This window comes from Novosphingobium rhizosphaerae (assembly GCF_050920675.1).
Classification (GTDB): domain Bacteria; phylum Pseudomonadota; class Alphaproteobacteria; order Sphingomonadales; family Sphingomonadaceae; genus Novosphingobium; species Novosphingobium rhizosphaerae.
On the sequence record NZ_CP137861.1, the window covers coordinates 1114791 to 1139151 of the forward strand.

Annotated in this window: 17 protein-coding genes and 1 tRNA gene; 7 read left to right on the top strand and 11 right to left on the bottom strand. The window is 65.9% G+C overall.

Annotated features, from left to right (window positions below):
* Window positions 1–2 precede the first annotated feature (2 nt).
* Window positions 3–1019: an RNA 3'-terminal phosphate cyclase gene (rtcA, locus tag R9J51_RS05110; protein WP_179506037.1), complete on the top strand. Its 1017-nt coding sequence runs from the start codon at window positions 3–5 to the stop codon at window positions 1017–1019.
* A gap of 200 nt (window positions 1020–1219) precedes the next feature.
* Here the strand turns inward: rtcA and R9J51_RS05115 are convergent, their stop codons facing one another.
* From R9J51_RS05115 to R9J51_RS05125, 3 genes are all read right to left on the bottom strand, one after another.
* Entirely contained in the window at window positions 1220–3295 is a 2076-nt protein-coding gene (locus R9J51_RS05115; protein ID WP_179506038.1) for a TonB-dependent receptor, read from the bottom strand.
* 431 nt (window positions 3296–3726) lie between these two features.
* Window positions 3727–3800 (bottom strand) — tRNA-Gly (locus R9J51_RS05120).
* Window positions 3801–3837: 37 nt separating this feature from the next.
* Window positions 3838–5940: a protein-disulfide reductase DsbD domain-containing protein gene (locus tag R9J51_RS05125; protein ID WP_179506664.1), complete on the bottom strand. Its 2103-nt coding sequence runs from the start codon at window positions 5938–5940 to the stop codon at window positions 3838–3840.
* Window positions 5941–6115: 175 nt separating this feature from the next.
* Here R9J51_RS05125 and R9J51_RS05130 point away from each other — a divergent pair, with 175 nt between their 5' ends.
* Together R9J51_RS05130 and R9J51_RS05135 are read left to right on the top strand one after the other, a co-directional pair.
* On the top strand, window positions 6116–7801 hold the full coding sequence (locus R9J51_RS05130; protein WP_179506039.1) for an alkaline phosphatase family protein: 1686 nt from the start codon (window positions 6116–6118) through the stop codon (window positions 7799–7801).
* Between the two features lie 104 nt (window positions 7802–7905).
* On the top strand, window positions 7906–9072 hold the full coding sequence (locus tag R9J51_RS05135; RefSeq protein WP_432787979.1) for an FAD-dependent monooxygenase: 1167 nt from the start codon (window positions 7906–7908) through the stop codon (window positions 9070–9072).
* A gap of 19 nt (window positions 9073–9091) precedes the next feature.
* Here R9J51_RS05135 and R9J51_RS05140 read toward each other — a convergent pair whose 3' ends face one another.
* Both R9J51_RS05140 and gyrB read right to left on the bottom strand, forming a co-directional pair.
* Window positions 9092–9340: a hypothetical protein gene (locus tag R9J51_RS05140; protein WP_169476896.1), complete on the bottom strand. Its 249-nt coding sequence runs from the start codon at window positions 9338–9340 to the stop codon at window positions 9092–9094.
* A gap of 5 nt (window positions 9341–9345) precedes the next feature.
* Entirely contained in the window at window positions 9346–11865 is a 2520-nt protein-coding gene (gyrB, locus tag R9J51_RS05145) for a DNA topoisomerase (ATP-hydrolyzing) subunit B (RefSeq protein WP_179506665.1), read from the bottom strand.
* 152 nt (window positions 11866–12017) lie between these two features.
* Here gyrB and R9J51_RS05150 point away from each other — a divergent pair, with 152 nt between their 5' ends.
* Window positions 12018–13457 (top strand): M20/M25/M40 family metallo-hydrolase, encoded by a 1440-nt coding sequence (locus tag R9J51_RS05150; protein ID WP_432787980.1) that lies wholly within the window; start codon window positions 12018–12020, stop codon window positions 13455–13457.
* A gap of 184 nt (window positions 13458–13641) precedes the next feature.
* On the top strand, window positions 13642–14277 hold the full coding sequence (locus R9J51_RS05155; RefSeq protein WP_168556005.1) for an HNH endonuclease: 636 nt from the start codon (window positions 13642–13644) through the stop codon (window positions 14275–14277).
* Window positions 14278–14297: 20 nt separating this feature from the next.
* Here the strand turns inward: R9J51_RS05155 and R9J51_RS05160 are convergent, their stop codons facing one another.
* Together R9J51_RS05160 and R9J51_RS05165 are read right to left on the bottom strand one after the other, a co-directional pair.
* Window positions 14298–15518, bottom strand: coding sequence for an MFS transporter (locus R9J51_RS05160; RefSeq protein ID WP_168556006.1), 1221 nt, complete (start codon window positions 15516–15518; stop codon window positions 14298–14300).
* A 47-nt stretch (window positions 15519–15565) separates the two neighbouring features.
* The gene (locus R9J51_RS05165) at window positions 15566–16576 is read right to left on the bottom strand and encodes a nitronate monooxygenase (protein ID WP_179506042.1); all 1011 of its coding nucleotides are present in this window, start codon (window positions 16574–16576) and stop codon (window positions 15566–15568) included.
* A 191-nt stretch (window positions 16577–16767) separates the two neighbouring features.
* Between R9J51_RS05165 and katG the strand changes: the two genes are divergently transcribed.
* Both katG and R9J51_RS05175 read left to right on the top strand, forming a co-directional pair.
* Window positions 16768–18993, top strand: coding sequence for a catalase/peroxidase HPI (gene katG / locus R9J51_RS05170; protein ID WP_179506043.1), 2226 nt, complete (start codon window positions 16768–16770; stop codon window positions 18991–18993).
* Window positions 18994–19171: 178 nt separating this feature from the next.
* Window positions 19172–19312: a hypothetical protein gene (locus R9J51_RS05175; RefSeq protein ID WP_179506044.1), complete on the top strand. Its 141-nt coding sequence runs from the start codon at window positions 19172–19174 to the stop codon at window positions 19310–19312.
* A gap of 60 nt (window positions 19313–19372) precedes the next feature.
* Here the strand turns inward: R9J51_RS05175 and R9J51_RS05180 are convergent, their stop codons facing one another.
* The 4 genes from R9J51_RS05180 to R9J51_RS05195 all read right to left on the bottom strand — a co-directional run bounded on the left by R9J51_RS05180 (window position 19373) and on the right by R9J51_RS05195 (window position 24285).
* The gene (locus tag R9J51_RS05180) at window positions 19373–20029 is read right to left on the bottom strand and encodes a hypothetical protein (RefSeq protein WP_179506045.1); all 657 of its coding nucleotides are present in this window, start codon (window positions 20027–20029) and stop codon (window positions 19373–19375) included.
* Window positions 20030–20384: 355 nt separating this feature from the next.
* On the bottom strand, window positions 20385–21512 hold the full coding sequence (wecB, locus tag R9J51_RS05185) for a non-hydrolyzing UDP-N-acetylglucosamine 2-epimerase (RefSeq protein WP_179506046.1): 1128 nt from the start codon (window positions 21510–21512) through the stop codon (window positions 20385–20387).
* Between the two features lie 106 nt (window positions 21513–21618).
* On the bottom strand, window positions 21619–22617 hold the full coding sequence (locus R9J51_RS05190) for an agmatine deiminase family protein (RefSeq protein WP_432787863.1): 999 nt from the start codon (window positions 22615–22617) through the stop codon (window positions 21619–21621).
* A gap of 9 nt (window positions 22618–22626) precedes the next feature.
* On the bottom strand, window positions 22627–24285 hold the full coding sequence (locus R9J51_RS05195; protein ID WP_179506047.1) for a M28 family metallopeptidase: 1659 nt from the start codon (window positions 24283–24285) through the stop codon (window positions 22627–22629).
* Between the last annotated feature and the right edge of the window lie 76 nt (window positions 24286–24361).

A 24361-nucleotide genomic window follows, 5' to 3' on the forward strand; every position in this document is an offset into this window, starting at 1 on the left:
AAATGATGATCATCGACGGATCGGAAGGCGAGGGCGGTGGCCAGATGGTGCGCAATTCATGCGCGCTGTCGCTGGTCACCGGCCAGCCTTTCCGCATCACCAACATCCGCGCCAAGCGCTCCAAGCCCGGCCTGATGCGCCAGCATGTGACCGCGGTGGAGGCTGCGGCGGCCATTTCCGGCAGCACGTGCAGCGGGCTCACGGTGGGCTCGTGCGATCTCACCTTTCACCCCGGCACGGCGCGGGCGGGGGACTATCACTTTGCGATCGGCACAGCAGGAAGCACCGGGCTGGTGCTGCAAACGGTGTTGATGCCGCTGCTTTTGGCCGATGGCCCCTCGCGCCTGGTGCTGGAAGGGGGCACGCACAACATGCTGGCCCCGCCCTTCGACTTTATCGAGCGCTGTTTTCTGCCCATCATCAACCGTATGGGACCACGTGTGTCAGCACGCCTGGTGCGGCATGGCTTCTACCCGCGCGGCGGCGGGCGAATCGAGGTGGAGATCGCGCCCGCGCCGCTGGCACCTGTGGACTGCACCGGGCGCGGGGCCTTGCTGGGCGTGGGTGCGCAGGCGGCCTATTGCGGCCTTCCCGGCGAAATTCCGCAGCGCATGCTCGACCGTGCCCGCAAGGATTTGCCGAATTGGGAGGCCGCTGACTTTGCCATCCGCCAATTGCCCGAAGATCAGGGCCCTGGCGTGATCCTGATGCTGGAGGCGCGCTATGAAGGGGCGACGGAAATCGTCAGTGGCTTCGGCCAGATGGGCGTGACGGCGGAGCGCTTGGGCAAGACCGCGGCGGCGCGGATGCGCGGCTATCTGGAAAGCGACGCCTTCGCCGGGCCCTATCTGGCCGATCAGTTGGTGCTGCCCTTTGTATTGGCAGGTGGCGGTGCTTTCACCACGGTCAAGCCCAGCCAGCATCTGATCACTGCAATCGACATTGCGCAGCGCTTCACCGGCAGAGCCGTCAGGCTGGAGCAGCAAAGCGAGGGCGGCCATCGCGTTTGGGTCAGGTAACTGCCGTCGCCATGCCTTAGAGGTACTGGCGCGGTCGAGAAGACTCGAATATGGTTGTATGGCATTTATTTTAAAAGATTATTTTTTAAGATCGAAAATTCAGTTCCCGTTCCCCATGCTGAGTACTCTGCGTTTTGCTGTGCAGCCAACGACGCCCATCGCCCAGAGCACGACCTATCAGAGACAGCCCGCACACTGCATCATCCTAACGTCTTAACCAGCTTCACCTGCAATTGCGGCCGGCGCTGGCGCCAGGATTGCTGTTGCACCAGCGGTGCAAGGAGGTCCTGGCGGGTGCGACCGGGGGCAAGAAGAGTGGTGGAGAGGGACAGGGTTTTGGCGAAGCTGTGCGTCCAGGCCAGACTCACTTCGGCCCAAGGCGCGTTGCGGATCTGGTACTGATGTTGCGGGTTGTTGTACGACCATTGTAGCTGCACCACATCTCCCGGCACCGGGCAGGCGCGGGAGTCGCGCGTCTGGTTGGTCCATTCCAGCGTGCCGCTGGTGGTGGCGCGCAGGCTGTGGGCGATCGGGGCGCTTTCGGGCGTCATGCCGGCTTGGGTTTCCACCGGGTTGCGCTGGTCGAACAGGTTGGCGCTGAGCGTGATTTTTACCTGGCGTAGCAGCGGAGCGCTCAGGTCGAACTGGGCGCCGGCGGTTCGGCGGCGGCCGGCGTTGACATAGCCATAGACACTCGCCCCCGCCGCGTTGACGGCGTAGGTGGTGCTCCATACGTTGCCGGTCGTGCGCCAGAACGCGGTGAGATTGGTTTCGATCTTGCCGGGCCGATATTGCAGGCTGCCTTCATAGGCCTGCGTAGTTTGGTCGCGCAGGGCGGGGTTGCCCCGGAACACGGTCAGCGCGTCGTCCACCACGGCATAGGAGCGCAGGTAGTCAAGCGGGGCACGCTCTATGCGTTGGCTGTAGCTGGCCGTGAACGTCAGCCGCCGGCTGGCGAGGTATTGCAAGTGCAGCGAGGGAAACAGTGCCGTGCGTGCAAGACGCGCGCTGGTTAGCTCGTCGCTCACGCTGGCGCCGGCCACCTGACGCACGTTGCGCTCGGCGCGTAGCCCAGGCTCAAGAGTAACCGCGCCCAGCATCTGCTGGAACGTGGCATAGGCCGCCAAGGTCTCGCTGCTGCCGTCAAAATGGTCGGCCGCGCCGTTGCTGCGTGTGCCATCAGCGGCGGTGGTCACCAGGCTGTAATCCTGCCTGGTCGTATCGCGGTGCCAGGTCGCACCCAGCGCCAGCAACTGCCCGCGCGCCATGGGGTGCTTCCAGCCTGCCTGCGTGTCGATCGTGGTGCTGGGATGACGCAGGCGTGTCGTGAAGGCGCCGCCATTGGTGAAGCGTGCATTTGTCACATCGTCGAGCATGGGGTTCGTATAGACTTGCGCGGAGGCAGTCAGCGCTTCCCGCTCCCGCGCGCCGCGATGATCCAGAGCGAGTTCGCCGGTCAAAAAGCTGGCCCGGCTGTCAAGCCGGCGATCTTCCGAGAACGAGGCGAAATCGGTGGTAATGCCGCGATAATCGGTGCGCGTCATGTTGATGTCGTGCCCGCCGCCACCGCCCAGGGCCAGGGTCACGCTGTTCCTGGCATCGGCCGCATAGGTCGCCTTGCCGCTCAGTCGGCCGACGGTGCCGCGATAGGCGGAGCGAATATCTTGGCTGTTGCTCGTGGCTGCGCCGCCGGTGGCCGGTTCAACGCTACGCAGCGCGGAACTGTTCCAGCGCCCCATTGTGCCGATATTGCTGCCGGCCTTTACTTCATAGGACCAGGCCCCGCGCTTGTAGTGCAGCGTCGTGTCGACCAAGCCATAGCCGTAAGTTGAGCTTTCCAGGCTGGCGTTGCCCGACCAGCCCATTCGCCTGTTCTTGCGCAACACCAGGTTGATCACCCCGCCGGTGCCTTCGGCAGAAAACTGGGCGGACGGGTTGGTCAGCACCTCGATCCGCTCGATGTCGCTACCATGAAGGGTGCGCAGGTATTGCCGGGCGTCGCCCACATAGGGATGCCCGTCGACATAGATTGCCGCGTTGCCCGAGCCGAGTAGCAGCACTTCGCCTTCGGGCGTGACCGTCACCGCAGGCAGGCCGCGCAGCAGTTGCGTCGCGCTTTTCTGCTCCGATTGTGGACTCTGCTGCACCTGATAGGTGCGTCGGTCGATGGCCTGCGTGCCGGTGGACCTGGTGGCGATTACTTCGATCACGTCCGCATCCGCCGTGGTAGTAACCAGCACGGCTTGCGCCGTCAGCGGCAGTTCGGTGGCGTTCATGGCGTCTGTTCTATAAGGCTAGCGCGCTGGCGGAAAAACAGAAAAAGCGCGGCTGACCAGATATTTAATGCCAATTACTCACCAGATCCTATTGAGCATGAGGCTGCATTGTCAAAGGTCATTCGCGCATGGAAGCGGCAAGGGCCGGTTTCTGGGTTTGGTGCGGAGCACTGGAACGCCCGGCAAGGCGCGTAGCCGGCCGGCAGTTCTCATACTCACAAGTGACCGGTTCCAGCGCAAGCCGATATGCCTACGGCCGTACCTGAACGTCTCGCATTGGTTGGGAGCTGACGCCGGGCATGCCATATCGTCAACAACATAGGTCCGGCCCAGCATGGCATGAGGCGAGACTTCGCCAGCCGGATGCCCTGAAAAATGCCGCGGATTTCAGCGGCTTGTAAAGCTGTCGGGGATGCCCTGAGACCGGGAATTGGAGCGGGTGAAGGGAATCGAACCCTCGTATTCAGCTTGGGAAGCTGCTGCTCTACCATTGAGCTACACCCGCTCGGGTGGGGCGCGATTGCCACAGGGGGGCGGGGTGGTCAACCGTCTTGTTGGGTCTTGGCCGCCAGGTCCGGCAGGGTCTGCGGGGTGAGCACTTGTGGCAGTTTGGCAGGGCTTGCCGCGCCGGGGGCGTACCACAGGTAGAGCGGCACGCCGGCCGCGCCTTGCGTGGTGAGGAACGTGGTGATGGCTGGATCGGCGCGGGTCCAGTCGCCCACGATCACTTGCACGCCGGCCTTGGCGAAGGCCTTGGCCGTAGCCTCGCGGTCGATCGCGACGCTTTCGTTGACCTTGCATGACAGGCACCAGTCTGCGGTGAAATAGAGGAACACCGGCTTGCCGCTGGCGCGCACGCGGTCGAGCGTGGCCTGGCTGAACGGTTGTGCGCCAGGCAGGCCGTCGCTTTCAGTCGCAGGTCGCGCGGCCAGGCGCGGCGCGGCGAACAGCGCGGCGGCGACCAGGGCGAGAGCCAGCGGTGCGACCCAAGCCGTCACGCGTCGGCCTTGGCGACGCTGGCGCTCGGCCAGGGCCAGCATGGCCAGCAGCACGATCGCCAGGATGGTGGCGGCGGCGACCAGGCCCCAGCCACCCTGGCGCCAGGCCAGCCACAGCAGCGCCGCGACGGTGAGCCCCATCGGCACGGCCATGGCGCGGCGGAAGCGATCCATCCATGGCCCTGGGCGCGGCAGGATGCGGCGCAGCGGCGGGACAAAGCCGATCAGCAGGAACGGCAGCGCCAGGCCCAAGCCCAGTGCGGCAAACACGGCCATGCTCGCCAGCGGCGGCAGCACCAGCGCCACGCCCATCGCCGCGGCCATGAACGGCCCGGTGCAGGGCGTCGCCACGAAAGCGGCCAGCAGCCCGGTACCGAAGGCGCCGCCCACGGTGCCCGCACTGGCGCCGCTGCGCGACACCGAAAGCCCCGGCAGTTCGTAAAGCCCGGCAAAGTTGGCGGTAATCGCGGTGGCCAGCAGCACCAGCACGGCCACGACGCCGGGGTTCTGGAGCTGGAACGCCCAGCCCACTTGCGCGCCGCCCGCGCGCAGTGCCAGCAGCACCGCGCCCAGCAGCAGGCAGGCGAGGATCACGCCGGCGCTATAGGCCAGCCCTTCGGCCCGCGCGTGGCGGCTGTTGCCGCGTGCCAGGGCCATGGCCTTGAGGCTGAGGATCGGAAAGACGCAAGGCATGACGTTGAGGATCAGGCCCCCCGCCAGCGCGCCAAGCATGGCCAGGGCCAAGGTGCCCCATGAAAACGCAGCCTTGGCACTGCCGCCGATAGGGGTGCCGCCCTTGGGCACCGCACCAGGCGTGGCGGTGATCGCCAGGCCGCCGGCGCCGGGCCCCAGTGCCAGGACGCCCGAAACGCTTTGCGGATGTTCGGGCAAGGCGCCCTTGGCCCGCGCCAGGTCGACGATCAGCCAGTCACCCTGGCGGCGGAACGCCTGGGGCGCGGCATAATCGACCAGGCCCTGCGCGCCGATGAAGAAGTGGGGATCATCCACCGCCGCGCTGGCGGGAAAGGGCACGGCCAGCGACAGCCCGGCCGGTGTCGCTTCGAACCGGGCGGGTTGGTCCAGCCGCGCGGGCAGGGCGGCGCGCCAGGCGGCAAAGCGCCCATCCTTGGCGCCACTGCCCACGGTGATCGTGCCCATCAGGCTGGCGCGCTCGGGCACGCAGATCTGGTTCGTGCAGGCCAGCCATTGCGCTTTCGCGCTGACTGCCAGGGTGCTGCCCACGCGCGCATCGGCCGGCAGCGTTACCGGCACCAAGACGGCATAGGCCTGTTCGTAGACATGGTTCATCAGCCCCTGCACCACCAGCGTCCGCGGCACGGGGAATTGCAGATCCCCCGCCTTGGCGCCCGCCGGCAGGGTCCAATCCAGCGACAGCGGCAGCCCGGCATCGCCCGGATTGCTCCAGTAGCCATGCCAACCGGCCTCGGGCTCCATCAGCACGGCCATGGTAACGGTTTGGCCAGGCAGGGCAGGGCCCTCGGCCAGCAGCGTGGCGCGAATATGCGCGGCTTGCTGGGCATGCACCCCAGGCCCGCCCATCAGCGCGAACGGTAGCAGCCACACGGCTGCAACAATCGCGCGCAATGGCACGTTCAAGTGCGCTATCTGGCGCTCTGGGGCGCACATCAGGCTGGTCCACAACCGCTGCAACAGGGGCACAGGTTCTCCGTCTCCGGCGCGAAGGATCGGTCGTTCGCCCGCGCGATGTACGGCACATGGCCCGCCCCGTCCAGAACGCCCCTTGGTGAATACCCCAAGGGCGGGATAGACATCGGCGGCGGCATCCCCTTGAGGTGACTTCATGCACAAGACCCGGTTCCTGACTTCCGCCCTTGCCGCCATTGCGGCCGCCACGATCGCCGCTGCGCCGGCATCGGCGGCGCCGGCACCCACACCTGCCACGGCCCCTGCGACATCAGCTGCCGCGACCCCGCCGCGCCTGCTGATCGCACTGGCGATGGACCAGTTCTCGGCCGACCTGTTTGCCGAATATCGCAGCCATTTCACGGGCGGCCTGGCGCGTCTGGCGACCGGTGCGGTGTTCCCGGCCGGCTATCAAAGCCACGCCGCCACCGAGACCTGCCCTGGCCATTCCACCCTGCTCACCGGCAATCGCCCGGCGCACACCGGCATCATCGCCAACACCTGGATCGACCAGTCTGCCGCACGGCCCAAGAAAGAGGTCTATTGCGCCGAGGACGAGACCAAGGCGGCCGCCGATCCCAAGGATTACGTGGCGAGTGTGGGCCACCTGCTGGTGCCCACCCTGGGCGAGCGGATGAAGCAGCAGTGGCCCGCCGCGCGCAACGTGGCGGTTTCGGGCAAGGATCGCGCCGCGCTGATGATGGGCGGCCATGTGATCGACCAGGTGTGGTGGTGGAAGAACAATGCCTTCGTCACGCTGGATGGCCGCACCGCCATACCGGCCGCCAGCCAGGAAAACGCCGCCGTGGCCAAGCTGCTGGCCAAGGGCGCCCCGGCCCTGCCGTTGCCCGCGTTCTGCGCCCCGCGCGAAGGCGCGATCCAGGCCGGCAGCGCGACAGTGGGCACTGGCCACTTTGCCCTGGCGGCAGGTGATGCCACGGCGTTCCGCGCTTCGCCCCGGCTGGACCAGGCGACGCTCGATCTGGCGCTCAAGCTCGTCGATGCGATGAAGCTGGGCCAAGGGCCGGCGCCCGACATGCTGGCCGTCAGCCTTTCGGCCACGGACTACGTCGGGCACAGCACCGGCACGCAAGGGCCGGAAATGTGCATCCAGCTGGCCACGGTCGACCAGGCGCTGGGGGCGTTCTTTGCAGCGCTCAATGCGCGCCACATCGATTACGGCGTGGTGCTCTCGGCCGACCACGGCGGGTTCGACATGCCCGAGCGGCAGAACCGCGAAGCGCTGCCCCAGGCCGCCCGCGCCGATGTGGCGCTGCTGCCCAAGGCGCTGAGCGAGCAAGTCGCCGCGCGGCTGCAACTGCCGGCACAGGGGCTGATCCTGGGCGATGGCGCGGCCGGTGATTTCTGGGTCAAGGCCGATCTGCCCGCGGCGCAAAAGACCGCCGTGGTGGAAGCCGCACGTGCCATCCTGGTGGCCAATCCGCAAGTCGCGAGCGTGTTCACCGCCGCTGAAATCGCGGCCACGCCGATGCCGTCCGGATCGCCTGAAATCTGGAGCCTGATCCAGCGCGCGCGCGCTTCGTTCTATGCCCCGCGCTCGGGCGATTTCGTGGTCATGCTGCGGCGCGGGGTCATGGCGCTGCCCCAGCCGGGGCCGGGCTATGTCGCCACCCACGGTTCGCCCTGGGACTATGACCGGCGCGTGCCGATCCTGTTCTGGCGCAAGGGGATGACCGGCTTTGAACAGCCATCGCCCGTTGAAACAGTGGACATTGCCCCCACCCTTTCGGCATGGATCAATTTGCCGGCGCCGCAAGGCGCCTATGACGGTCGCTGCCTCGATCTCGATTCCGGGCCGGGCAGCACCTGCGGAGTGAAGTGATGAGCGATTTGGCGCCGAATAGGGCTGGGGAACAGGCTGGGGAACAGGCTGGGGAACAGGCGCTCTCGGGCGACGTGGTGATCCTGGGCGGCGGCCTGGTCGGCATGACGCTGGCGATTGGCCTCGCCAAGCAGGGCCTGTCGAGCGTGGTGGTCGATTCCTCCGATCCGGCAGCACAGACCGCCGCCGGGTTCGATGGTCGCGCCTCGGCGATTTCCACCGCCAGCTGGAATCTCTACACCAACCTGGGCATGGCCGAGGCACTGGCGCCCAAGGGCTGCCCGATCGACGCCATTGCCGTGACCGACAGCATGAAGCCCGGCCGCATCGATTTCCGCCCCGGCGCCGACGAGGGCTCGCTCGGCCGCATGTATGCCAACCGCGATCTGCGGCTGGTGATGTACGAGGCTGCCGCGCGCGAAAGCCTGATCACGTTCCTGCCCAACGCCCAGGTCGCCACGCGCGAGCGCGGCGAACATGGCGTCACCGTGACGCTGGCCGATGGCCGTGTGCTGAAAGGCAGCCTGCTCGTTGCTGCCGAAGGCCGTCGCAGCCCCACGCGCGACGAGGCGGGTTTTACCCCGGCGCGCTGGGACTATGGTCATCGCGCGATCATTGCGGGCCTCACCCACGAAAGGCCGCACGAGAACACCGCCTGGGAAATCTTCTATCCGGCTGGTCCCTTCGCCCTGCTGCCCTTGCTGGACGAGGCGGACGGCACGCACCGCAGCGCGCTGGTGTGGACCGTGGCGGAAAAGGATGCCGCGGGCGTGCTCGCCATGGGCGAAAAGGCGTTCCTGGCCGAAGTGGAAAAGCGCATGGGCGGCGTGTTCGGCACAATCGCGCTCAATGGCCCGCGCTCGTCCTACCCGCTCAATTTCCATCACACCGCCAAGGTCGTCGATCATCGCCTGGCGCTGGTGGGCGATGCCGCGCACGGGATGCACCCGATTGCGGGGCAGGGCCTCAACGTGGGCCTGCGCGATGTGGCCGCGCTGGTCGAAGTCCTGGCCGAAGGCGCGCGGCTGGGGCTGGAGCCGGGCGAAGCGCAATTGCTTGCCCGCTATGAACGCTGGCGCGCGGCCGATACTTTCATGGTGGCAGCGGCCACCGACGTGCTGACCCGCCTGTTCGGCCTGCCGGGCCGCGTGCCCAGCCTGGTCCGGCGCTTCGGCATGGCCGGGGTGCAGCGCCTGCCCGCGCTCAAGCGCTGGTTCATGGACGAGGCACGGGGCATGAGCGGGAAGCTGCCGGAACTGCTCAAGGCGTAAGCAGATCGGCCCGCAGGCGTTATTGCGTCTCGCGGGCCAGGCGCTCGGCCAGTTCGGCGATTTCGGGCGGGTCGAGCAGCCAGGTGCGCGTCTTGCGCCCTTCGCGATGGATCGGCACGGTCAACAGCACGCGCGCATTTTCGCGCGCATGCGGCTTGTAGAGCGAGAAGTGCAAAGCACAGTCGCGGATCGTGCCGATGATCGGCGTGCGGCCTTCCAGGTCGATCATCGTCGCCGCCTGGTCCCAGGGGATGGTCTGCGTGCTCATCGCGCTTAAACGTCCAGGTTGGCCACGTTGAGCGCGTTTTCCTGAATGAAATCGCGCCGCGGCTCGACCACGTCGCCCATCAGGCGGGTGAAGATCTCGTCCGTCACGTCGGCGTCTTCTACCTTCACTTGCAGCAGCGAGCGGACTTCGGGATCGAGCGTGGTTTCCCACAGCTGCTCCGCGTTCATTTCGCCCAGGCCCTTGTAGCGCTGGATCGCCAGGCCCTTGCGGCCATTGGCCATGACCGCCTCGAGCAGTTGCGAAGGCCGGGTGATGCCCGCGTCCTTGCTGTCGGCGCGCGTGGCAGCGGGGGTTTCTTCCCCATCGGGGGCGGCGCTTTCCGGCTCGGCCGTGGCGGCGCTGGCGCGGACCAGGCGGGCGACGCCGGCGTAGACGTCGGCGTGTTCACCGGCCAGCCGCGCCAGCTTGCGCGCTTCGGCGCTGGTGAGGAAGCCGGCCTCGATCATGTGGTGGTCGGTCACGCCGCGCCAGGCACGCTGGATGTGATAGCCGCCTTCCGCGCTCATCTGCGCAGACCACTGCGCCTCGGGATCGCCGCGATCGAGCCAGCTTGCCGCATCGGCAAGAGCCGCAACGCGCGCATCGGCCGAAAGATCGGGATCGAGCGCCCCGGCCAGGGCCAGCGCTTCGATGATGTCATAGTTGTAGCGGCGCGGCACGAAGGCCATCAGGTTGCGCAGGCGCAGCGCATGATCGACCAGTTCGGCCAGTTCCTGGCTCCCGCGCGCGCCGCCCGGGGTTTCCAGGATGCGGCCGGCCGTGCCGGCTTCGACCAGGTAGCGATCGAGCGCGGCGTTGTCCTTGAGGTAGACCTCGCTGCGGCCCTTGGCGACTTTGTAGAGCGGCGGCTGGGCGATGAACAAGTGACCGGCGCGAATGATGTCGGGCATCTGGCGGTGGAAGAACGTGAGCAGCAGGGTGCGGATATGCGCGCCGTCGACGTCGGCGTCGGTCATGATCACGATCTTGTGATAGCGCAGCTTTTCCAGGTTGAATTCGTCACGGATGCCCGTGCCCATCGCCTGGATCAGCGTGCCCACTTCGCGCGAGGAGATGATGCGGTCGAACCGCGCGCGCTCCACGTTGAGGATCTTGCCGCGCAGGGGCAGGATTGCCTGCGTCTTGCGGTCGCGGCCCTGCTTGGCGCTGCCGCCGGCCGAATCCCCTTCGACCAGGAACAGTTCGCACTTGCTTGCGTCACGCTCTTGGCAATCGGCCAGCTTGCCGGGCAGGCTGGCAATGTCCATGGCGCCCTTGCGGCGGGTGAGTTCGCGCGCGCGGCGGGCCGCTTCGCGCGCGGCGGCGGCGTCGATCACCTTGAGAATCACCGACTTGGCGTGGGCCGGGTTTTCCTCCAGCCATTCGCTCATCTTGTCGGCCATCAGGCTTTCGAGCGGCTGGCGCACTTCGGAAGAAACCAGCTTGTCCTTGGTCTGGCTGGAAAACTTCGGGTCGGGCAGCTTGACCGAAACGATCGCGGTCAGCCCTTCGCGCATGTCATCGCCCGAAAGCGAGACCTTTTCCTTCTTCAGCAGGCCCGACCGGTCGGCATAGTTGTTGAGCGTGCGGGTCAGCGCCGCGCGGAATGCGGCCAGGTGCGTGCCGCCATCGCGCTGCGGGATGTTGTTGGTGAAACACAGCACGTTTTCGTAATAGCTGTCGTTCCATTCCAGCGACACGTCGATGCCGATGCCGTCGCGCATCGCGGAAATGGCGATGGGTTCGGGGATCAGCGCCTGCTTGTTGCGATCGAGGTACTTCACGAAAGCGGCGATGCCGCCTTCGTAATAAAGGTCGTGTTCCTTGACCTCTTCATGGCGCTTGTCGCGCAGCAGGATGCGCACGCCGGAATTGAGGAACGCCAGTTCGCGATAGCGGTGTTCGAGCTTGTCGAAATCGAAATCGGTGACGTTCTTGAACGTGTCGTGGCTGGCAAAGAAGGTCACGCGGGTGCCCTTCTTGGGCTTGCCCTCGGTGGTCTGCGGCGCGGGCCCGGTGATCTTGAGCGGGGCCACGGCATCGCCATGGGCAAACTTCATCCAGTGTTCCTGGCCGTCGCGCCAGATCGTCAGTTCCAGCCATTCCGACAGCGCGTTGACCACCGAAACGCCCACGCCATGCAGGCCGCCCGAAACCTTGTAGGCGTTGTCGTCCGACGTGTTCTCGAATTTCCCGCCGGCGTGCAGCTGGGTCATGATCACTTCGGCGGCCGAAACGCCTTCCTCGGCATGGATGCCGGTGGGAATGCCGCGCCCGTTGTCTTCGACCGAAACCGAACCATCGGGGTTCAGTTCGATCAGCACCAGGTCGCAATGGCCGGCCAGCGCCTCGTCGATCGCGTTGTCCGACACTTCGAAGACCATGTGATGCAGGCCCGAGCCATCATCGGTATCGCCGATGTACATGCCGGGGCGCTTGCGCACCGCGTCCAGGCCCTTGAGGACCTTGATCGAGTCGGCGCCATAGGAATTGGTGTTCGGGGTATTTTCGTTGGTGCTGGCCATAGTCTCGCACATAGGCACTTTGCCCGCAAAACCCAAGCGAATTGGCCATGTTTTGCACAGGGCGCGCAGTGGGTTGTGGCAACCGGCTTGCATGCATGGCCAAGTGCGGCATGCTGCGCGCATTCGATCGGAAACAAGGGGGCAATCCTTTGATCAAGCACACATTCGTTTCGGCCGCCGTGGTGGCGGCGATGGCCACTGCCGCCGCGGCCCAGGCTGCGCCCGCTGCGGCGCCCGATTCTGGCGAGGCGCAGTTTCGCGCGATCTATAAAGAGCTGGTGGAAACCAACACGACCGTCAGCACCGGGTCCTGCACCCTGGCGGCAGAGCGCATGGCCGCGCATCTCAAGGCGGCCGGTTATGCCGACAGCCAGATCACCCTGTTTTCCGTGCCCGATCATCCCAAGGACGGCGGCCTGGTCGCCGTGCTGCCCGGCACGTCCAAGGCAGCCAAGCCCATCCTGCTGCTCGCCCATCTCGACGTGGTGGAGGCCAAGCGCGCCGATTGGGAGCGCGATCCCTTCACCCTGATCGAGGAAGGCGGCTATTTCTATGGTCGCGGCACCGCCGACGACAAGTCGATGGCGGCGGTCTGGGTCGATACGATGGTGCGCCTCAAGGCGGCCAAGCCGCTCAAGCGCACGGTCAAACTGGCGCTGACATGCGGTGAGGAAACCACCTGGGCGTTCAACGGCGCGCAATGGCTGGCCCAAAACAAGCGCGATCTGATCGACGCCGAATTCGCGCTGAACGAAGGCGGCGGCGGCAAGACCGACGGCAAAGGGCTTTCCGAGGGGGGCCGCCTCGTCAACCAGTCGATCCAGGTGGGTGAAAAGGCGGTGCAGAACTATCGCTTCGAAACCCGCAATCCCGGCGGCCACAGTTCCATCCCGGTGCGTGAGAACGCCATCTATGAACTCGCCGATGCCCTCGCGCGCCTGCGCGATTTCGACTTCCCCGCCGAACTGAGCGACACCACGCGCGCTTTCTTTGCCAAGGCGGGCGCCGCGCGCGGCGATGCCATGGGCAAGGCGATGCAGGCACTGGCCGCCAATCCGATCGGCAGCCCGGCTTTTGTCGACGCGGAAAAACTGGTGAACACCGACCGCAGCTTTCATTCCAAGCTGCGCACCACCTGCGTCGCCACGCTGCTTGATGGCGGGCACGCCAACAACGCCCTGCCGCAGCGCGCCGGGGCCAACGTGAACTGCCGCATCTTCCCTGGCCATTCGGTGGAGGAAATCCAGGCTGCCTTGCAGAAAGTCGTCGCCGATCCGGGGGTGAGCGTCAGCCTGGTGCCGCCGCAGCGCCCGCTTGCCAAGGCGCCGACGCTCGATCCCAAGATCATCGGCCCGATGGAAAAGCTGGCCGCGCAATATTTCCCCGGCGTGCCGGTGGTGCCCGACATGTCGACCGGGGCGACCGACGGCATTTTCCTGGAAGCGGTGGGCATCCCGACTTACGGCGTGCCGGGCGCGTGGGGCAACCCGGATGGCAACGGCGTGCACGGGTTGAACGAGCGGATCGAGGTCAAGTCGCTGCTTACCGGCCGCGCCTATCTCTATGATCTGGTGAACGCCTACGCGCGGTAACGCCAAGCGGCGTGCCAAGCTGTGGATAAAGCCCGGCTGCCCTTTTGGCGGGGCAGTCGGGTCTTGACCGAAAAGGCGCAAAGGTGTTCGTTGTGCGCATGCGTCATGAAGCGGTCATGCCTGTCCTTCATGCCTCGCCCCGAGCGAGGCTGAAGCCGATTTGGCACAGGAGCGCAAGCGGAGCATGCTTCACCAGGCGCTGATCGAGCGGGCGGCTGCGGCCAGGCCCCATAGCGGCGATGCCGCCGCCACACCCCGTTTGCTGGCATCCAATCGCCATCTCGACAATTGCCCGGCACTGGTTCTGAACGCGGATTACACGCCGCTCAGCTATTACCCGCTCAGCCTGTGGCCCTGGCAGACCGCGATCAAGGCGGTGTTCCTCGAACGGGTGGACATCATCGCCACGTATGATCGCGCGGTGCACAGCCCCTCGCTCGACATGAAGATCCCGTCGGTGATCGCGCTGCGCCAATATGTAAAGCCCAGCGAGTTTCCGGCTTTCACCCGCTTCAACCTGTTCCTGCGCGATCGCTTCGTATGCCAGTACTGCGGCAGCGGCGAACACCTCACGTTCGATCACGTCGTGCCGCGCCGGCTGGGCGGGCGCACCACCTGGGAAAACGTCACCACCGCCTGCGCGCCGTGCAACATGGCCAAGGGCGGCCGCACCCCGGCCCAGGCGCACATGCGCCTGATGGAAGAGCCGATCCGCCCCACCACCTGGCAATTGCAGGAAAAAGGCCGCGCCTTTCCGCCCAATCACTTGCACGAAAGCTGGCGCGACTGGCTCTATTGGGACGTCGAACTGGAAAGCTGACGCCGCCGCGCCGGCGGTGTTCAGGCCGGCTGTTCACCGGCGCGGCCTGCGCCTTTCAGGAATAGCGCCAGGGCTGCCAGGGCAATCGCCGTGGCCACCAGCATCGGCATCGTCGGCAGGTCGATCAGCGCATTGGGCCCGCTGAACCGCGCCAAGGTCTGGGCATAAAGCGGCGGCCCGATGATCTGGGCGATCGATCCGATCGACTGCACCGCCCCCTGCAATTCGCCCTGGCTGCGCGCATCGACCGCGCGGCTGTTCATGGCCGATATCGCTGGCTGCACCGCGCCCTGGAACGAACCGATGCCGATGGCGATATAGACCTGCCACGCCTCGCGCGCGAGGCAATAGGCCACCGCCGACAGCGCCAGCGACACCACGCCCATGATCACGGCGCGCCGTTCGCCCAGCCGCGGCAGCAGCAGGCGCATGCCAAATCCCTGGAACAATGCGGCCGTCAGCCCGACCACCGCCAGCGCCAGACCCACCGCCTTGGTCGAAAAGCCATAGGCAGCGATCGCCATGTAGGTCCAGATCGCGGGATAGACCACGTTGGCCAGCTGCCACGCGCCCAGCGCCGCCACGAACCACAGCACCCGCGCGCTCTGCCCTTTCAGTGCCAGCAGGCTCGACAGCGCGTTGGCGCGGCGCCAGTCGAACGGGCGGCGATGATCGGCATCGAGCGATTCGCGCAAGGTGAAGAAGCCGAACACGAAATTGGCCAGGCTCAGCCCGGCGGCGGCCATGAACGGCACGCGCGGTCCCAGCGTGCCGAGCAGCCCGCCCAGCGCCGGGCCGACCACGAAGCCGATGCCAAAGGCCATGCCCATCAGGCCGAAACTGGCCGCGCGCTTTTCGGGCGGGGTCACGTCGGCGATATAGGCATAGGCGGCCGAAAAGCTGGCGCCGGTGATCCCGGCGATGATCCGCCCGGCAACCAGCCAGCTCATCGCCGGGGCAAAGGCCTGCAGCAGATAGTCCAGGCCCAGCGCGAACACCGCGGCCAGCAACACCGGCCGCCGGCCATAGCGATCTGACAGGTTGCCGATCACCGGGGCGAACACGAACTGCATGACGGCATAGCCGGCGCCCAGCCAGCCGGCATATTCGGCCGCCTGCGTGATCGAAACCTTGGCCAGATGCATGATCAGCCCCGGAAACACCGGGATGACGATGCCAAAGCCGAGCATGTCGATCAGCACGATGGCAAAGACGAAGCTCAGCGATGCCCGATGCGTCATGAAATGCCCCCTCCCGCGCGCTGGCCCGATTCAGCGCGGCTTGTGTGTCAGCGCCGGTCCAGCGCGGCTTCGCACTCGTCCAGCAGTTGCGCCATGATCGTGGCCACCGGTTCTTCCTTGGTGACCATGCCCACCGATTGCCCGGCCATGACCGAGCCACGCTCGACATCGCCATCGATCACCGCGCGGCGCAGCGCGCCGGCCCAGAAATGCTCGATTTCCAGTTGGGCGGCGGCCATGTCCAGTTCGCCGGCGTCCAGCCGTCGCGCCACTTCGATCTGCTTGGCAGTGAATTCCTCGGTGCCCTTGTTCTTGAGCGCGCGTACGGGAATGACCGGCAGCCGCGGATCGACCTGGACCGACGCGATGGCATCGCGCGCGTTGCCGCGAAAGAACGCCTGCTTGAACGCAGGGTGGGCAATCGATTCGCTGGCGCAGGCAAAGCGCGTGCCCAGCTGCACCCCGGCCGCGCCCATTTCCAGATAGGATGCGATTGCTTCGCCCCGGCCGATGCCGCCGGCCACGAACACCAGGTGGTCGGCCGCCAGCGCGGGCAGGAATTCCTGTGCCAGCACCGAGGTGGAAACCGGCCCGATGTGGCCGCCTGCCTCGCTGCCTTCGATCACCAGCGCATCGGCGCCCGAACGAAACAGTTTCTTGGCCAGCGCGATCGTCGGGGCGAACACGATCACCTTGGCGCCGAATGCCTTGATCGCTTCCACGCTGCCCTTGGGCGGAATGCCGCCGGCCAGCACGACATGGCCCACGCCATGCTTTGCGCACACCGCGATCAGATCGAACAGCAGCGGGTGCATGGTAATGAGGTTCACGCCAAAGGGCTTTGCCGTCAGGGCCTTGGTCCCGGCGATTTCCGCGTCGAGCAGGTCGGGCGTCATCGCCCCGCAGGCGATCACGCCAAAGCCGCCGGCATTGCTGATCGCGGCCACCAGGTTCCGTTCCGAAACCCAACTCATCGCCCCGCACAGAATTGCGTGTTCAGTGCCCAGGAACGCGGCGCCGCGCGCCATCAGCGCGGAAGTCTTGGGAGTGGCCGTCATGTCTGAAAAATCGCCCCGTCTGCGATGGAGAAAGTGGGCGCGCTTTACGGTGCCATGGCCTGCCGGGCAAGGGCCTTGCGCCAACACAAATCGTCATTTCAACTTACTCTGGGCATTTTAATCCATTTAGACGATCAAACGCCAGGCACTACACCGCGTCCAACGATCTTCCCCTGATGGAGAGCCAAGCGATGTCTGCCCCTTCGAAGTGCCCGTTCCACCAAGGCGCCAGTGCCGACGCGCTGGCCCAGGCCCAGGTTCCGGCACAGACCAACCAGATGTGGTGGCCCAACCGGCTGGACCTGGGCATCCTGCGCCAGCATTCGCACAAAAGCGATCCGATGCCCCATGGCCACGATTATCGCGCGGCCTTTGCCCGGCTCGATCTCGATGCGGTCAAGGCCGATATCCACGCGTTGATGACGCAATCGCAGGATTGGTGGCCGGCTGATTATGGTCATTATGGCCCGCTGTTCATCCGCATGGCGTGGCACAGCGCGGGCACCTACCGCACGTTCGACGGGCGCGGCGGCGCGTCCACCGGCACGCAGCGCTTTGCCCCGCTCAACTCCTGGCCCGATAACGTGAACCTGGACAAGGCACGCCTGCTGCTATGGCCGGTCAAGCAGAAGTACGGCGCCGCGCTGAGCTGGGCCGATCTCATGGTCCTGGCCGGCAATTGCGCGCTGGAATCGATGGGGCTGCCCACCGTGGGTTTTGGCGGTGGCCGCGAAGACGTGTGGGAAAGCGAAGCCGACATCTATTGGGGCCCGGAAACCGAATGGCTGGCCGATGCGCGCTATAGCGGCGAAGATCGCGAACTAGCCGATCCGCTCGCTGCCGTGCAGATGGGCCTGATCTATGTGAACCCGGAAGGGCCCAACGGCACGCCCGATCCGCTCGCCTCGGCGCGCGACATCCGCGAAACCTTTGCCCGCATGGCGATGAATGACGAAGAAACCGTCGCCTTGATCGCCGGTGGCCACACGTTCGGCAAGGCCCATGGCGCGGGCGATGCCGCCCACGTGGGCGTCGCTCCCGAAGGGGCTGACATTCTTTCCCAGGGGCTGGGCTGGATCAGCACGCATGGCAGTGGCGCTGGGGTGGACGCGATCACCAGCGGGCTGGAAGGCGCCTGGACGACCAACCCCATCGCCTGGGACAACGGCTATTTCGATGCCCTGCTGGGCTACGAGTGGGAACTGACCAAGAGCCCGGCCGGCGCCCACCAGTGGAAGCCCAAGGGCGATGCCGGCGCCGGCACCGTGCCCGATGCCCACGATGCCACGCGCCGCCACCAGCCGATGATGTTCACTAGCGATATCGCGCTGATCGCCGATCCGGAGTACCGGTCGATTTCGCAGGATTTCCACGCCAACCCGGACAAGTTCGCCCGCGCCTTTGCCGAGGCCTGGTTCAAGCTGACCCACCGCGACATGGGGCCGCAGGTGCGTTACCTTGGCAAGGATGTGCCGCAGTCGCCGCGCATCTGGATGGACCCGGTGCCCGCGGTGGACCACCCGCTGGTGACCGAAACCGACATCGCCACGCTCAGGGCCCATATCCTGGCCAGTGGCCTGTCGATTGCCGACCTGGTGAAAACCGCCTGGGCCAGTGCGTCCACGTTCCGCCAGTCCGACAAGCGCGGGGGCACCAACGGCGCGCGCATCGCCCTCTCCCCGCAAAGGGATTGGGCGGTCAACGAACCCGCCGAACTGGCCCGCGTGCTAGACGTGCTGCGCAGCATCAAGGCGGCGTTCGACGTGGTCGCGCCCGGTGGCCGCAAGGTGAGCCTGGCTGACTTGATCGTGCTGGCCGGCAATGCCGGCGTGGAAGCGGCGGCCAAGGCGGCCGGTCACGATGTGGTGGTGCCGTTCCACCCCGGCCGCACCGACGCCAGCGATGAGCAGACCGACGCGGACAGCTTTGCCGTGCTCGAACCCAAGGTCGATGGTTTCCGCAACTATGCCGGCGGGCCAGGCTCCGGCAGGGCCCGGCGCAGCCCGGAAGAACTGCTGGTCGACCGCGCGCAGTTGCTGGGCCTGACCGCGCCGGAAATGACCGTGCTGGTCGGCGGGTTGCGGGTGCTGGGCGCCAACCACGGCGGCAGCAAGCTGGGCCAGTTCACCGATCGCCCCGGCACATTGAGCAACGATTTCTTCCGCAACCTGCTGGCCGCCACCACGGCGATGCGCTGGCAGGAAACCGGGGAAGGCGTGTTCACCGCGTTCGATCGCAAGACCGGCGAGCCCAAGTACGGTGCCACCCGCGTAGACCTGATCTTCGGCGCCAATTCAGAACTGCGCGCCCTGGCCGAAGCCTATGCCACCGATGATGCTGAAAAGCCGTTCGTCGATGCCTTCGTGGCGGCCTGGGCCAAAGTGATGGAGGCCGATCGCTTCGATCTGAAAGCCTGACCCCCAGGACTGACAAAGTCGGCAAGAAAGGCGCAGATCCCCTTCTCGTGCGCCTTTCTGGCTTACCACCCCGCCTTTTTCCGGTATCCCCAACGGAAGAAGGCGGGGTTTTTCACGTTTGCATGGCACAAGGGGTGCCGTTCCCCCGTTGCAACCGGATGCCGCGCCGCCCCCGCCCATGCTGAAAGCCACCCTGGAAATCGTGCTGTTCCTGCTGTCGGGCATAGCCATGGCCGCGGCAAAAGTGGCTGCATTTGCAGCGCTGGGTCTGGCGGTGCCGGTGGCGGGGGTGCTGCTGTGGCGGAGGTTCCGGAAGTAAGGGGGGCTTGGGGATTCAGAGCTGGCGTCTGCGATACCGGCGCTTCCACGCACTGAACATTCAAATCCGGTTTAGGACCGATCGGACAAGTGGCGTTGGGTCAGCCTGTGGGTTGCGCCAATCGGCTCTGCCCGGGTGCGTTAGGGTGACGACAGCGATTCCTTCCGCCGATACATGGGCATTGCTCATCCAACCGCGGGCGTTGGTCTCTCGAAAACCATCGACTGCGACGTAGGCATTGAGCCTTGATCTCGCCCATGCGCCAGCAGTTGTGCCCAGACAGAGCAAAGTGTGAATTTCCAATTCTTTGATAACGGTCTCGTGGAAATGCCAACATCTGCTAAAGAGGTCATTGGCTTCCAACCGAAGATCGGCTTCGGAATTGGTACGCACAAACACAACATTGCTGGCCGGAATCTGCCGTAAGTCCAATCCGAGCGCATCAAACATGTGACGAATGCGTGGCTGCATTCCGTACGTGCCTGGCTGTTGCCCGCGCCAGGCTTCATCTACATATCGAGACCAACTTTTCGGTCGCTGGCTCCACTCCATCAAATCGCGGCCAATGGTCTCTTGCGCTTGCAATTCAGGTGATCCGCCAGGATTGAGCCCCAAAATGTATATCGGGCATGGTGACGAAAAGGCCAGTTGCCCCGAGTAGAATATGGAACCTGACCGATCAGTGAGGCCTTGGCTAACTTGATATGCGGCGGCCATGATTGAGCTGAGTCTCGAATTCATTGAGGCACGTTAATCGAAAACCGATAATTTTCGGTAGCATAAATTTTAAAATACAGGCCGATACTCCAAGCCAATGCACGCAATTACCACTGTAGCACGCGATCGCTGGCGTAATGCTGGATGCGGATCAAAATCCGACGTTCCACGCCGCCTAGACCTGAACTGAATGTCGATCCAGCCCCGAGCGCCGCGCGCAGCCCTTCGACAGGCTCAGGGCGAACGGGAGGTGGGTATGGATTTCCCTGAGATTCCGTTCGGGCTGAGCTTGTCGAAGCCCCTTGTCCGCAAGCCCTCGGTCGGTGCCAACTGAAAAGTTAGGGGCTAAGTTCTCCTAACTCGCCAGCAAATCTGCAATCCGCGCGGCGGAATGCCCATCGCCGAAGGGATTGTGTGCCCGCGCCATGGCGGCATAGGCGGCGGGATCATCCAGCAGAACGGTCGCCTCTGCCACGATGCGCGCCGCATCGGTGCCGACCAGCTTGGCGGTGCCGGCTTCCACGCCTTCGGGGCGCTCGGTGGTTTCGCGCATCACCAGCACGGGCTTGCCCAGCGCCGGGGCTTCTTCCTGCACGCCGCCGCTGTCGGTCAGCATGATCTCGCTGATGGCCAGCAGGCGGGCGAAGTGGGGATAGTCCAGTGGCTCGATCAGGGCGACGTTGGGCAGGTCGGCAAGGGCCGCGTCCATCACCGCGCGCACGTTGGGGTTGGGGTGGACCGGGAAGATCAGCGCCACATCCGGCCGCGCGGCCAGGGTGCGGATCGCCTGGGCGATGGCTTCCAGCCCGCCGCCGAAGTTTTCGCGGCGGTGGCTGGTAACGCCGATCAGGCGCTTGCCGGCAAAGCGGGCTTCGAGCGGCGCCAGGCCACTGGCGAGCGTGGGCTCTGCGGCGATCTTGTCGGTCACCCAGTGCAGCGCGTCGATCACGGTATTGCCGGTCACGTGGATCGCGGCCGGGTCCACGTTTTCGGCGCGCAGCGCGGCGGCGGCGGTTTCGGTTGGGGCGAAATGCAGCGCGGCGATCGTGCCGATGATCTTGCGGTTCACCTCCTCGGGCCAGGGGTGATAGATATTGTGGCTGCGCAGCCCCGCTTCCACGTGGGCCACGGCAATCTTGCGGTAATAGGCAGCGAGCGCGCCGGCCATGGCCGTGGCGGTATCGCCCTGGACCACCACCCAATCGGGCCGTTCCGCGTCCATCACTTTGCCGATTTCGGTGAGCAGCGCTGCGGTCAATCCATCCAGCGTCTGGTTGGGGCGCATCAGGTCAAGGTCGTGATCGGGCACGATCCCCGCGATGGCCAGAACCTGATCCAGCATGCCGCGATGCTGCGCGGTGACGCAAGTGACCACGCGAAAGCGCCCATCGGCGCGCAGGGCGTGGACCACGGGAAACATCTTGATCGCCTCGGGCCGGGTGCCGAACACGAGGAGGACGGTCTTGGGTGCGGACTGGGTCATGGGCCCGCCTTATAGGGCGAATCTTAAGCGCCGGATAAGGGCTTGCGCTTAAGGGAAGCATCGGATGTGGAGCGGTAGCGGGCTAGCCTCTCCACATCCCGATCCTTTAGGCCCTCGGCATCTGCTGGCTGGCGCAGTGGAATCCGCCGCCGCCCACCAGCACGGCATCGCCCATCACGCCCACCGTGGCGCGGCCGGGGAACAGCGCGCCGATCGCTTCCACCCCGGCCTCGTCGTGAACCGAACCGAAGATCGGCACCACGACCATATGCGTGGTGATCACGAAGTTCATATAGCTGGCCGGCTGCACCGTGCCGCCCCATTCGATACGGCCAGGGGAAGGCACTTCCACCAAGTCCACGCCGAAGTCGCGCGCACGGGCGGCAGCATCGGCATAGATCGCCGCGTTGGGATCGTCCGGCCCGGTGGCGCGGGGCAAAGCCAGGCGATTGGCGCCGACGAAGCGCGCCAGATTGTCTACGTGACCATCAGTGTGGTCGTTGATCAGCCCATCGCCCAGCCACAAGACGCGGTCATAGCCCAGGTCGCGGTGCAGCCGCATTTCCAGGTCGGCGCGCGAGAGGTGCGGGTTGCGGTTGGGGTTGAGCAGGCATTGCTCGGTCGTGGCGACAAGGCCGGTGCCATCGCCATCGAGCGCGCCGCCTTCCAGCACCCAATCGGCCTTGCTGGCGGAAAGGCCCGCATCGGCCGCCAGCCGGGCGCCGATCTCCTGATCCCCCGGCATCAGGTACTTGCCGCCCCAGCCGTTGAACCCGAACAACTGCGCGCGGCGCCCGCCGGCACCATCCGACACCACCAGCGGCCCGGTGTCGCGCAGCCACACGTCGCCATAGATGCGCTCTTCGATGGTCACGGCGGCGCTGGTCAGCCGCTCGGCCCGCATGCGGTTGGCCGCATCGCGCACGATCAGCTTCACCGGCTGGCCGCTCTCGGCCACGGTGCTGGCAAAGGCCGCGATCTGTTCCTGCGCGCGGTCGATCACGCCCGACCATTCCTCGGCCAGGTGGGGAAAGCCCACCCACAGCCAGTCCTGCGGGGCGAATTCGGGCGGCATCAAACCGCCCGTGAAGGTGTTTTCGCTCATCAGGTTTGCTTACTTGCCCTGCGTGACGGTTGCGCGGCTGGCATCGCGGATCGCGCGGAACTCGTCGCCCTGGTGCCAGTTGGGCCAGGTCGTGCCGGTGGCCAGCGCGCGGCCCAGGCGGTAATAGAGTTCCACTTCCTGGGCCATGCCGGTCATGTCCCAGCTATCGGAATATTCGTCCGAAGGCTGGTGATAGTGATGCTCGACATAGTCTTCGGTGGCCGCTTCGCCCGCCTTGGTGCCGCCATTGACCAGGTCGGTGCCCCGGCCCACGGCAAACATCGGTACGCCGCGCTTGGCCAGGCTGAAATGGTCGGACCGGTAATAGTGCCCGCGCTCGGGGTGATCCTCGGGGGTTTCGGTCAGGTGCATCTGGCCTTCCACCTGGCGCAGGATGGCGGTGAGATCGGACTTGTCGCCCCCCGTCACCTGCACGTCGCGCGTCGGGCCGATCAGCGAAAGCGCATCCATGTTGACCCCGCCCACCGTGCGGGCCAGCGGATAGACCGGGTGCTGGGCATAGTATTCCGAACCCAGGAGGCCCGATTCCTCGAGCGTCCAGGCGGCGAACACCTGCGTGCGCGGGGTGGGGCCGGCGCGGCGGTTCATCTGCGCCAGCGCGACCAGTGCGCCCACGCCGCTGGCATTGTCGATCGCGCCGTTGCAGATATCGTCGCCGGTGGCATCGGGCTTGCAGTGGCCCAGGTGGTCCCAGTGGCCCGAATAGAGCACATATTCATTGGCGCGACTGGTGCCGGGGATCACCCCGATCACGTTGTGCGAGGTGCTGTGCGTCACCGTGTTGTCGAACGACAGGCTGGCCGTGGCGCCCAAAGACACCGCGTGGAAGCCCTTCTGCTTGGCGGCGGCCGACAGCGCGGCAAAGTCCTTGCCGGCGGCCTGGAAGATCGCCTCGGCCACCGGGCGGCGGATCCAGCCGTTGGCCTCGGTCTGGTCCATGCCCTTGTTGGCGCTGGCCACGAAATTGCCGGTGCCGCCGCTCGATTCCAGCACGTTCCAGCCATAGGCGGCGGGGAAGGTATCGTGCACGATCAGCGCGGCCTTGGCGCCGTGGCGCGCGGCTTCGGCATACTTGTAGGGCCAGCGGCCGTACCAGGTCATCCGGCGGCCCTTGAACAGGCCCTGCTCGTCGGCGTTTTCATAGTCCGGGTCGTTGACCAGGATCACCGCGATCTTGCCCTTCATGTCCACGCCGGCATAATCGTCCCAGCCCAGCTCGGGCGCGGTGATACCATAGCCCACGAAGACCAGTTCGCTGGCGTCGATCGCGGTGTGATCGGCCTCGCGGTAGGAACCCACCACGAAATCGGCGCCCGGCTTGAACGACAGGCTGCCCACGGTCAGCGGGCTGATGTTCTTGGCCGCGATCGTCACCATCGGCACGGGTTGCAGCCACTGCCCCTTGTTGCCGGGCTTGAGGCCGGCGGCTTTGAAGCGGGTTATGATCGCATCCAGCACCGCCTGTTCCTTGGGCCCGCTTGGCGCGCGGCCTTCCAGTTCGTCAGACGCGAGGGTCTTGATCGTTTCGCGCATCAGCGGAACCGGTACGGAGGGCACCGGGGCGGTGGCGGCAAAGATGGGCGCGGGGGCGGCCAGCGCCGTGGCCAGCAGGAAGGCAGCCGCGCGGGCGCCAAAGGAAACACGCATGGGGCAAATCCCTTTTTGCAAACAATCCCGCGCCATGGGGGGAACGCGCGGGCCTCATGCCGGCTACTTGGCAGAG

What these genes read in the sequence shown, in the direction of transcription:
- R9J51_RS05140 (WP_169476896.1), bottom strand. Translation starts at nt 9,340, where the DNA reads ATGAGCACGCAGACCATCCCCTGGGACCAGGCGGCGACGATGATCGAC.
- R9J51_RS05160 (WP_168556006.1), bottom strand. Translation starts at nt 15,518, where the DNA reads ATGACGCATCGGGCATCGCTGAGCTTCGTCTTTGCCATCGTGCTGATC.
- R9J51_RS05165 (WP_179506042.1), bottom strand. Translation starts at nt 16,576, where the DNA reads ATGACGGCCACTCCCAAGACTTCCGCGCTGATGGCGCGCGGCGCCGCG.
- R9J51_RS05135 (WP_432787979.1), top strand. Translation starts at nt 7,906, where the DNA reads ATGACGCTGGCGATTGGCCTCGCCAAGCAGGGCCTGTCGAGCGTGGTG.
- gyrB (WP_179506665.1), bottom strand. Translation starts at nt 11,865, where the DNA reads ATGGCCAGCACCAACGAAAATACCCCGAACACCAATTCCTATGGCGCC.
- R9J51_RS05190 (WP_432787863.1), bottom strand. Translation starts at nt 22,617, where the DNA reads ATGAGCGAAAACACCTTCACGGGCGGTTTGATGCCGCCCGAATTCGCC.
- R9J51_RS05130 (WP_179506039.1), top strand. Translation starts at nt 6,116, where the DNA reads ATGCACAAGACCCGGTTCCTGACTTCCGCCCTTGCCGCCATTGCGGCC.
- katG (WP_179506043.1), top strand. Translation starts at nt 16,768, where the DNA reads ATGTCTGCCCCTTCGAAGTGCCCGTTCCACCAAGGCGCCAGTGCCGAC.
- R9J51_RS05115 (WP_179506038.1), bottom strand. Translation starts at nt 3,295, where the DNA reads ATGAACGCCACCGAACTGCCGCTGACGGCGCAAGCCGTGCTGGTTACT.
- R9J51_RS05155 (WP_168556005.1), top strand. Translation starts at nt 13,642, where the DNA reads ATGCTTCACCAGGCGCTGATCGAGCGGGCGGCTGCGGCCAGGCCCCAT.
- rtcA (WP_179506037.1), top strand. Translation starts at nt 3, where the DNA reads ATGATGATCATCGACGGATCGGAAGGCGAGGGCGGTGGCCAGATGGTG.
- R9J51_RS05195 (WP_179506047.1), bottom strand. Translation starts at nt 24,285, where the DNA reads ATGCGTGTTTCCTTTGGCGCCCGCGCGGCTGCCTTCCTGCTGGCCACG.
- wecB (WP_179506046.1), bottom strand. Translation starts at nt 21,512, where the DNA reads ATGACCCAGTCCGCACCCAAGACCGTCCTCCTCGTGTTCGGCACCCGG.
- R9J51_RS05180 (WP_179506045.1), bottom strand. Translation starts at nt 20,029, where the DNA reads ATGGCCGCCGCATATCAAGTTAGCCAAGGCCTCACTGATCGGTCAGGT.
- R9J51_RS05125 (WP_179506664.1), bottom strand. Translation starts at nt 5,940, where the DNA reads ATGTGCGCCCCAGAGCGCCAGATAGCGCACTTGAACGTGCCATTGCGC.
- R9J51_RS05175 (WP_179506044.1), top strand. Translation starts at nt 19,172, where the DNA reads ATGCTGAAAGCCACCCTGGAAATCGTGCTGTTCCTGCTGTCGGGCATA.